This is a genomic window from Oscillibacter sp. (assembly GCF_032060045.1).
In the GTDB taxonomy this organism is placed as follows: domain Bacteria; phylum Bacillota; class Clostridia; order Oscillospirales; family Oscillospiraceae; genus Oscillibacter.
Genome location: NZ_DAMBZJ010000012.1, coordinates 24,288 through 33,408, shown reverse-complemented (window position 1 = coordinate 33,408; position 9,121 = coordinate 24,288). Strand labels below are relative to the sequence as shown.

The 9,121-nt window shown below is 54.7% G+C and carries 10 protein-coding genes; 5 read left to right on the top strand and 5 right to left on the bottom strand.

What is annotated here, in order from left to right:
* The 5 genes from RT018_RS06625 to RT018_RS06605 all read left to right on the top strand — a co-directional run.
* Positions 1 to 686 (top strand): TRAP transporter substrate-binding protein (locus RT018_RS06625; protein ID WP_312940367.1); only part of this gene is annotated, 686 nt, incomplete at its 5' end.
* A gap of 85 nt (positions 687 to 771) precedes the next feature.
* A complete protein-coding gene (locus RT018_RS06620; protein ID WP_312940365.1) occupies positions 772 to 1,284 on the top strand; it encodes a TRAP transporter small permease in 513 nt (170 codons plus the stop codon).
* Between the two features lie 2 nt (positions 1,285 to 1,286).
* Positions 1,287 to 2,561: a TRAP transporter large permease gene (locus tag RT018_RS06615; protein ID WP_312940363.1), complete on the top strand. Its 1,275-nt coding sequence runs from the start codon at positions 1,287 to 1,289 to the stop codon at positions 2,559 to 2,561.
* 90 nt (positions 2,562 to 2,651) lie between these two features.
* Entirely contained in the window at positions 2,652 to 3,539 is an 888-nt protein-coding gene (locus RT018_RS06610) for an NAD(P)-binding domain-containing protein (RefSeq protein ID WP_312940361.1), read from the top strand.
* 77 nt (positions 3,540 to 3,616) lie between these two features.
* The gene (locus RT018_RS06605) at positions 3,617 to 4,369 is read left to right on the top strand and encodes a GntR family transcriptional regulator (RefSeq protein ID WP_312940360.1); all 753 of its coding nucleotides are present in this window, start codon (positions 3,617 to 3,619) and stop codon (positions 4,367 to 4,369) included.
* A 119-nt stretch (positions 4,370 to 4,488) separates the two neighbouring features.
* Here the strand turns inward: RT018_RS06605 and RT018_RS06600 are convergent, their stop codons facing one another.
* The 5 genes from RT018_RS06600 to RT018_RS06580 form a co-directional block, all read right to left on the bottom strand.
* Positions 4,489 to 5,010 carry a hypothetical protein gene (locus RT018_RS06600; RefSeq protein ID WP_312940359.1) on the bottom strand — a complete coding sequence of 174 codons (522 nt, stop codon included), beginning with the start codon at positions 5,008 to 5,010 and terminating at the stop codon, positions 4,489 to 4,491.
* A gap of 149 nt (positions 5,011 to 5,159) precedes the next feature.
* On the bottom strand, positions 5,160 to 5,873 hold the full coding sequence (locus RT018_RS06595; protein WP_312940357.1) for an ABC transporter ATP-binding protein: 714 nt from the start codon (positions 5,871 to 5,873) through the stop codon (positions 5,160 to 5,162).
* Positions 5,866 to 6,804, bottom strand: a complete 939-nt coding sequence (locus tag RT018_RS06590; protein WP_312940356.1) for an ABC transporter ATP-binding protein — start codon at positions 6,802 to 6,804, stop codon at positions 5,866 to 5,868. Before RT018_RS06590 ends, RT018_RS06595 begins: the two co-directional genes overlap by 8 nt.
* Positions 6,801 to 8,156 carry a branched-chain amino acid ABC transporter permease gene (locus tag RT018_RS06585; protein WP_312940354.1) on the bottom strand — a complete coding sequence of 452 codons (1,356 nt, stop codon included), beginning with the start codon at positions 8,154 to 8,156 and terminating at the stop codon, positions 6,801 to 6,803. The genes RT018_RS06590 and RT018_RS06585 overlap by 4 nt, the downstream gene beginning before the upstream one ends.
* Positions 8,157 to 8,160: 4 nt before the next feature.
* Positions 8,161 to 9,039, bottom strand: a complete 879-nt coding sequence (locus RT018_RS06580; RefSeq protein WP_312940441.1) for a branched-chain amino acid ABC transporter permease — start codon at positions 9,037 to 9,039, stop codon at positions 8,161 to 8,163.
* Positions 9,040 to 9,121 lie beyond the last annotated feature (82 nt).

Here is a 9,121-nt window from a genome sequence, read left to right as displayed (position 1 = left end):
CCTCCCTCGCCAACGTGGAAGCCGCGCCCTACCTGTACTCCGGCGTTGACCACTGGAGAGCCGTGTGGGAGGGCGAAATCGGCCAGGATATTCTGAATCAGCTGGGTGAAGACAGCGGTATGACCCTGATGGGCGCAGGCTTGCAGGGTGTGCGCGTAATGTGCAGCAACAAGCGCATTGAAACCCCTGCCGACGTGGCGGGCTTTAAGCTGCGTGTCCCCACAATCCCCATCTATCTCGACACCTGGCAGTGGCTGGGCGCCACCCCCACTCCTCTGGGCGGAAGCGAAGTTTTCACCGCAATTCAGCAGGGCACCGTCAATGGCGCAGAAAACGGCCTGACCAACATTGCCAGCCTGAGCTGGGATGAAAGCTGCGATTATATCATCGAAACCAATCACGTCTACAACACGGTTACTTTCATCATGGACAAAAATTACTTTGCATCTCTTCCCACCGAATATCAGACCATCATTCAGGACGCTTCCGTGGAGGCGGGTAAGTATTGCACCGATCTGGTGATGGATGCCACTGAGAGCGTCCGGCCTGAGGTGGAGGCCGCTGGCTGCGAGTTCATTGATACCGACGTGTCTCTCTGGCAGCAGGCTTTGGACGGCTTCCTGGAGGCAAAGTATCCCGACTTGGTGCCCTACGCGGACGCGATTAAGGCCGCCAACCCCGCCTAAACACAGTACCCCCTTAACAGAGTGGGGCTTTTGCAGTGGTAAAAGCCCCACTCTGAAAAAGCTGACAGAGGAGTTGAACAAGTCTGTGTTGACATACTACACCCGTTTTCTGGACGGCGTCCAAAGAGTAATCAAAGTGCTGGAAATAATTTTGCTGGCGGCGATCACCCTGATCATGGTCTATCAGTGCATGATGCGATATATCTTCCAAAACGCGCAGCCCTGGTGTGAAGAGCTGGCCCTTTATCTCAGTATTTACAGCATTTTTCTGGGGATTCCCATTGCTGTTCGGCGTGACAGCCACCTTCAGGTGGATTTTCTTCTCGCTTTCATGTCGAAAAAAATCCGGTATCTGGTTTCTGCCATCAGTTCTGTGGCTGCAATTGCTTTTATGCTTGTATTCTGCTATTACGGCTTCAGCCTGATTCAGCACGCCACCAGTGCATCTACCACGCTGCCTCTGAAAATACGGGATATTTATTATTCCTTCCCCATTGGTGCGGTGCTGGTCATCTTGTTCTCTGTGGAAGCTGCCTTCAAAAATTTCCTCAATTTTCTGGGCAAGTCTCCTGCCGACTCTGGAAAGGAGAGCGTTTAACGATGAATGCTGGCGTGATTATTTTTGTTCTTCTGCTGGTTCTGGCCTTCGCCGGTCTGCCGATTTATCTTTCCATCGGCATTGCCACTATGGTGGCAATGGTCCACGCCGGGTTTCCGCTGGAGGCGGTCGCCCAGAAGACCTTCCTTGGCATGAACTCCGCTTCCCTGTTATGCATTCCTTTGTTCATTCTGGCGGGTAATATTATGGCGCAGGGCATTACCCAAAAGCTGATTTCCGCCGCTAACGTGCCCCTTGGCAGGGTGCGGGGCAGTCTCGCATCCGTCACCGTGGTCTCCTCCGCTCTGTTTGGCGCAATTTCCGGTTCCGCCGTGGCGACCGTGGCCGCGGTGGGCGGCATGACGGTGCCTGCCATGGAGGAGGCGGGATATGACAAGAGCTATTCCGTCGCCTGCGCAAGCTGCTCCTCCCTGCTGGGCCCTATGATCCCGCCCTCCATCTCTCTGGTGGTATACGCCAGCTTGACAGAGACTTCCATCCAGAAGCTCTTCATGGCCACTGCCACACCCGCCGTGCTCTGCATGGTGTGCTTCTTGGCGTATACGCTGTATTACGGCTATAAAATGAAGCTGCCGATGCAGCCCAAAACCACCACCACAGAAAAGCTTCGCATCCTAAGGGACAGCATCTGGGCTTTGCTGATGCCTGTCATCGTTTTGGGGCTGATTTTTGGCGGCATCTGCACCGTGTCTGAGGCGGCCGCCATCTCTGCGCTGTATTCCGCCATCGTGGGCATCTTCATCTATCGTACCATCAGCCTTAAAAATCTGATGGAGACACTTTACGAGACAACCATTTCCGTGGCGGCCATCATGATTCTGGTTGGTCTATCCAAAGCGTCCGCCTATGTGGTGATCTCCTCGCAGCTCCCTCAGCTTTTCATGCAGGCCATGACCTCCGTGGTGTCTTCCAAGTTTATGATGCTGTTGATTATCAACGTAATCTTCCTGATTCTCGGATGTCTGATGGAGGGCAACTGCATCATCGTGATGATGGTCCCTCTGATGCTGAGTCTGGTGAACTCTTTTGGCATCGACCTGATTCAGTTTGGTATCCTGACCTGTATCAACATCTACATCGGCTGCATCACGCCGCCGGTGGGCGTGTCCCTGCTGGTGGGCGCAAAAATCGGCAATGTGACACTGGGCGGCGCTTTCAAATCATGCGTGCCATTCTTCATTATTTCTATGATCATTCTCCTGTTGGTTACCTATGTTCCGTTTTTCACGCTGTGGCTGCCAGGCTTTCTAGCCTGACGGTAAAAGGCGCGGTAACAATACTGTATCATGCAGGAGTGGGCCGTGTGTCACGGTTCACTCTTTGCATATTTTGGAAGGTGTGTTATAATGACAAAAATAGGATTTTTAGGCCTTGGAGTCATGGGCCTGCATATGGCGCTGAATGTGGATCGGAAAATGGATCTCGAGGTAATCGGATACGACGTCGGCGAACAGCAAATGCAACTGTACCGTGATGCAGGCGGCACTGTGGCCCTCGATCTTGAGGAACTTTACACCACCTGCGACGTCATCCTCCAAATGCTGCCTACCCACGCCATCATTCAGCACTCTGTGGAGGAGGCCATCCGACTGGGAAAGCCGGGGCGTATCATTGTGGATTTGTCCTCTGCCTCGCCGGACATCATTCTGGCACTTTCGGAGAAGGCAAAGGCCGCGGGGATGTTTCTGTTGGATTCTCCTGTCAGCGGCGGAAACACGATGGCGAAAGACGGAACGCTTTCCATCATGGTGGGCGGTGACCGTGCCGCATTTGAGCAAATAAAGCCCATACTGGACTGTATGGGAACCCCGGTGTATACCGGCGGACCCGGCAGCGGAGACACCACAAAGCTGGTCAACAACATGGTGGGCGGCGCAATTTTGGTCGCCATTGCGGAGGGATATGCCTTTGCCGCAAAAGCCGGCATCGATTTGCAGACCACCTTTGATGCGACCCGTGGCGGCTTTGCCGGAGGACCCTTATACGATAATAAGGTACCGAAGGTCCTTCATCGGGATTTCGAGCCTGGGGCCCGTATTGCCGTTCACCGCAAGGACATCCTAAATGCCAAGCACTATGCGCACAAAATGGGCGTGGACTTACCCTTGACCGATGTGGTGCTGCAAGTGATGGATTGGATGAACGATAACGGTTATGTCAATGAGGATCAAGCTGCGCTCGTCCGTTACTATGAGGATAAGATGCAAGTAGCTGTGGGGAAGTCTCAGCAATGATATCGAGCGCACGTGCATTTATATTTAGGTGTATCGTTTGAGCAAAGGAACAAACCTTGAAATTGAGGAAGAGTCTGATGAGAGAAGTATCCGGTGAGTATCTTGCCCCTATCCAGGCAAAATCCGTGGTAGATCGAGTGGTTTCGCGCTTAACCAGCGCCATTATGAGCGGAGAATTGAAACCTGGAATGAAAATCCCGACAGAATCCGACTTGGGGAAGTCCTTCGGTGTGGGCCGCAACACCGTGCGGGAGGCCGTCAGGACCCTGGTGGCCTACGGTATTTTGGAGGTCCGCAGAGCAGACGGCACTTATGTCTGCGATGGGTTTACCCCTAAGATTTTGAACCCCATGCTGTATGGGATTATCCTGCAAAAGGAAAGTGCTCATCATGAGCTTGTGGACCTCCGAAAGCTTCTTGACAACGGAATTTTGCAACAGCTATTTTATACAAAACTTCCGCAGGAGACATGGGATCGCCTCGGTGCGATTCAGGACGATTTGGAGGAATACCTGTCCTCGGGGCAGAATGACATTGCCATGATTGCCAAGAAGGACATCGCATTTCATCAGGAACTGGCCGCTGCCACCGGCAATGTGGCCGTGATTACGCTTTATGACAGCATTATAAAGATTACCGAGGACTTTTTGTATAAAACCATCGAAACCATTTTGCAGCACGATGCGGTAGCTTATTTTTCCGAGAGTCACAGAAATATCATGGAAAAGCTTTCCGGTGATCGGTTAGACGAGCTTTACGAGCGTGTAGAATGGAGCTACCAATATTGGTACATGACCTTCAAGGAGGAAGACTCTTTAAATGGAGCCTAAGCGTATGCGGATGAAATTTCGGCGTTTGGGCAGCACTTCACAATTTGCGGCATGGCTTTAAATACCAATTGGTGCTAAACAGCCCGGCGAAACGCGATGCGTTCCGCCGGGCTGTTTGTTTATTCGGCAACCAGGAAGGTTTCGGCAATCACCGGCAGGCGGGCGCCAAAGCCCTCCGCCGCCTCGTCGGGATAGGCCATGTAGACTGTATATGCGCCGGACTCCTGAACACCTTCAATCACTCGCTTCTGGTTCTCCACCCACTGTTCGTCCGCTTCGCTTCCGCAGATCGTCAGCGTTACTTCGGAATTATCCGCGGACACCCACTGGTCCACGGCACCCTTAGGCAGTTCTCCAGAGTTCTTCACCCAGCCTTCATCGGGAATGTAAATGGAATAACCCTCTCCTTCGTACAGCGTAGCCGGGACCTCTTCGGCCTGCCCCTCCACCTCCATCGTTAAAACGGTGTGGGCATCCCTGCTCGGCTGAGAGTCCGAATTACCCGGCGTTTCGGACGATGCAACTCCAGAAGATACGGCGGCAGACGAGCCGGATGAGCCGGCGGCGGGCGGATTCTGTCCGCAGGCAGACAGGGCCAGCGCCAGACAAAGGGCGGCGGCAAGCAGCAGGGGTTTTTTCATAAATGGTTCCTCCTTGTATGCGCCCCACAGGGGCGTCTCGTTGGTTTCTCCGTCGCGATGCTTCGGAGCGATTGCTTGGGCTTACTTTTACTATGACGGAAATCGTCCGCAAAAAGTTGCAAAAGGGGAGCCAAGAGGCTCCCCTTTTTTCAGTCCTTCCGCTTGCCCAAATAGGCTTCCTTCACTTTCTCGTTCACCAACAGCTCCGCGCCGGTGCCGGAAAGGGTAATGTTTCCGGTTTCCAGCACATAGGCCAAATCCGCAATTTTCAGGGCCATGTTGGCATTCTGCTCGATGAGCAGAATTGTAACGCCCTGACGGTTAATCTGCTGAATGATTTTGAAAATATCCTGCACCACCAGCGGCGCAAGTCCCAAAGAGGGTTCGTCCATCATCATCAGCTTGGGACGGCTCATCAGCGCCCGTCCCACAGCCAACATTTGCTGCTCGCCGCCGGACAGGGTCCCCGCCAACTGCCAGGAGCGCTCCTGCAGCCGGGGAAACAGCTCGTAAACCCAGTTTAAATCCTTTTCAATCTCCGCCTTGTCCCTGCGCAGATACGCCCCGATTTTTAGGTTTTCCAGCACTGTTAAATCCGCAAAAACCCGCCTCCCCTCCGGAGACAGGGCAATGCCGCTGCTGATAATCTGGTCGATGCACCGGCTCGTCAGCTCCTCTTCGTTCCACCGAATAGAGCCGGAATCAGCCTTTACAAGGCCAGTGATGGTCCGCAGGGTGGTGGACTTTCCCGCGCCGTTTGCGCCGATCAGGGTGACGATTTTCCCGTCTGGAACCTCCATGGAAATGCCCCGCAAAGCCTGAATGCCGCCGTAGGACACCTTCAGATTGTCGATTTTAAGCATCTTCCGCCACCCCCAGATACGCGTCGATCACGCGCTGATCGTTCTGAATGTCCGCCGGAGTGCCCTTGGCAATCAGTCCGCCGAAGTCCAGCACGTAAATGCGGTCGGAAATATCCATGACCAAATCCATATGGTGCTCAATGAGGAACACCGTCAGCCCCAGTTCGGAGCGGATACGGCCGATAAACTCCGTCAAATCATTGGTTTCCTGCGGGTTCATGCCGGCCGCCGGTTCATCCAGCAGCAGCAGCTTCGGCTCGGTTGCCAGCGCCCGGGCAATCTCCAAACGGCGCTGCTTGCCATAGGGCAGAGAGGTCGCCAGCTCGTCCCGCAGCCCATCAAGGCCCACAATGTCCAGCAGTCGCTCCACGTCGGCCCGCTGTGCCTCTTCCTCCCGTCGGTTCAGGCGGAAGGTGGCGGAGAACAGGTTGGATGTGCGCCGCAGGTGCTTTGCGATCAGAATATTGTCAAACACCGTCTGGGACTTCCACAGCCGAATGTTCTGAAAGGTCCGGGCCATGCCCAGATTGGTAATGCGGTCTGGGGTTGGCGCCAGAACCTTATCGGTAAAGACTGCCGGGTCCCGTTCCCGCTCGTACGCCTTTATGGCGTCCCACTCCTCCGGCGTCGCCCCCGAACCTGGGAGACGAAATGCGGCGGTATACAGCGCCGGGTTCTGTCCCTTGTAAAGCTTTTTCATCTTTCCCTGAGGGTGGTTGCGCACGATGGTTTCCCCGCAGAATTCCACCCGCCCGTTGCTGGGGGCGTATACCCCGGTAATGACGTTGAACGCGGTGGTTTTTCCCGCGCCATTGGGTCCAATGAGGGAGACAATCTCCCCCTTGTTGATTTCTAAATTCAAATTGTCCACAGCCACCACGCCGCCGAACTGCATGGTGGCGTTTTCCACGCGCAATACATTCTCTCTCATTTACCCGCACCTGCCTTTGCTTTAGCGGAGCGTCTCTTTTTTCTTAGGTCCCAAAGCTCCTGATCACCCATGATGCCCTTTCGGAAGAACAGCACCACAATCATGATGACCACGGAGAACACCACCATTCGGAAGCCCGAGCGCAGCAGCGGCAGCTTTAAATTGGAGCTAATCAAGAACCACTCATCCCAGCCCAGCGCGAAAGCCGCCAGCGCCAAAGCCAGCACTGGACCCCAGTCCACCGTAATCCGTCCTCCCGCCCGGGAGAGAAGCTTTCTGCCGCTGTGCTTCAGCCGCAACAGGCCCAACGCCACAACCAAGACAATCAAAGCCGCCAGCACGGCGCAAAACTGTATCTTGGCGCTGAAATTTTTCAAAACCGTCTCGTTATCCAAAAACCGCAGCCACCACTCCGAACAGCCCACGAACAGAAACGAGCCCAGCACGGACCCGGTGACGGACCCGATCCCGCCGATGACCACAATCAGCAAAATTTCGTAGGTCATGGCCGCCTTAAAGGCCGTGGCCTGCACGCTGGCCTGAAACATAGCCAGCATCGCGCCGGAAATTCCTGCAAAAAAGGAACTGATGACAAAGCTCATCCGCTTGTGGCTGGCCAGATTGATGCCCATGGCTTCTGCCGCCACTTCGTCGTCCCGGATGGCCTTGAAGGCCCGGCCGTAGGTGGAGTTAATCAGCAGTACCACAATCAGAATGCATACCCCCGCAAACAGAAACGGCATCATCGTGGTGAGTTTCAGCTCGCCCAAATGGAAATCGGAAAAGCCGGTAAATCCATACAGCAGGTTGGATCCATTGGTGACCGGGCCAAGGCCTTCATACTGCACCACGGAGCGGATAATCTCCGCAAAGCCCAGCGTGGCGATGGCCAAATAGTCGCTTTTCAGTTTCAAAACCGGCAATCCGATGAACCAGGCGAACAGCCCTGCCACGCACCCCGCGAGAATCAGGCAGAGGACCACCCCTAAAAACACGCCGAGCTGCCCCATTGAGTTGCCCAGACTCTCCGTCACGGAGAAGCCAAGACCCCCGCTGGGATACCGCTGATAAACACTGGCTTGCCGCGCCACGGGGACCGTGAGAACGGCGTAGGTATAGGCCCCCAACAGCATAAAGCCTGCCTGCCCGAGAGAAAACAGGCCCGTAAAGCCGTTCAAAAGGTTCATGGACACGGCCACCAGCGCATAAATCGCGCCCTTTTGCAGCACGGTCAGCAGCATGGAGGGAACAATTTTGGACGGCAGATTATCAAGTATTACCACCAGCACCAGCAAAGCGGCAGCAACAAGCAACGCAACCCATGTTTTTTTATGGTCTCTTTTTCTAATCATTCCGTCACACCTTCTCCGTCAAATTCTCTCCGAAGAGGCCGGTGGGTTTTACCGCAAGAATCACGATCAACAGGGCGAAGGTAAACGCGTCGGAAAACGTGGTCAGGCCCGCACCCTTGATAAGGCTCTCGCAGATTCCGATGATAAATCCACCAATCACCGCGCCGGGAATGGATCCGATGCCACCGAACACGGCGGCCACGAATGCCTTCAACCCCGGCATAGCGCCAATGGTAGGCGTGACGGTGGCATAATTGGAAAAGTACAGCATGGAGCCAACCGCCGCCAGAAAGGACCCCACCACAAAGGTGAAGCTAATGACATTATTGATTTTGATACCCATGAGCTGCGCCGTCTCAAAGTCCCGGGACGCGGCCCGCATGGCCATACCGATTTTGGTTCGTTTGATAAGCAGCACCAGGCCCGCCACCAGCACCACCACCAAAAATGGAGTGACGACGGTGACTCGACTGGTGGAGCTGCCCGCCACATTCACGCTATCGCTGATCCAGGGCAGCACCGGATACTGCTTGGGAAGACCGCCGGTGAGATACCACATGGCGTTTTGCAGCAGATAGCTCATGCCGATGGCCGAAATCATGACGGACATCCGGGGTGCGGTGCGCAGGGGGCGATAGGCCACCTTTTCCACCAGCACGGCCAAAGCCACCGTCAGCACGATGGTCAGTGGGATGGATAGGGTCAGAGGCATTGTGGCAGCGGCGTAAACCATTACAAAGCCGGCCACGGTAAAAATATCGCCGTGGGCAAAGTTAATTAGGCGTAAAATACCGTATACCATGGTATATCCAATGGCAATCAGGGCATATTGCCCGCCCACGGAAATGCCTGCCAGAAGATAGGGCAGGATTTGTTCTAGCATGGGATTCCCTCCGTTTTCATTGAGTCCCGCGCAAAAGCGCGGGTTTCCCGTTAAACCGTTTTCTGTGGTGCGGGCCTTGCCC

Coding starts and splice junctions, on each gene's coding strand:
- RT018_RS06595 (WP_312940357.1), bottom strand. CDS start 5,873: ATGCTTAAAATCGACAATCTGAAGGTGTCCTACGGCGGCATTCAGGCT.
- RT018_RS06615 (WP_312940363.1), top strand. CDS start 1,287: ATGAATGCTGGCGTGATTATTTTTGTTCTTCTGCTGGTTCTGGCCTTC.
- RT018_RS06600 (WP_312940359.1), bottom strand. CDS start 5,010: ATGAAAAAACCCCTGCTGCTTGCCGCCGCCCTTTGTCTGGCGCTGGCC.
- RT018_RS06585 (WP_312940354.1), bottom strand. CDS start 8,156: ATGATTAGAAAAAGAGACCATAAAAAAACATGGGTTGCGTTGCTTGTT.
- RT018_RS06590 (WP_312940356.1), bottom strand. CDS start 6,804: ATGAGAGAGAATGTATTGCGCGTGGAAAACGCCACCATGCAGTTCGGC.
- RT018_RS06610 (WP_312940361.1), top strand. CDS start 2,652: ATGACAAAAATAGGATTTTTAGGCCTTGGAGTCATGGGCCTGCATATG.
- RT018_RS06605 (WP_312940360.1), top strand. CDS start 3,617: ATGAGAGAAGTATCCGGTGAGTATCTTGCCCCTATCCAGGCAAAATCC.
- RT018_RS06580 (WP_312940441.1), bottom strand. CDS start 9,039: ATGCTAGAACAAATCCTGCCCTATCTTCTGGCAGGCATTTCCGTGGGC.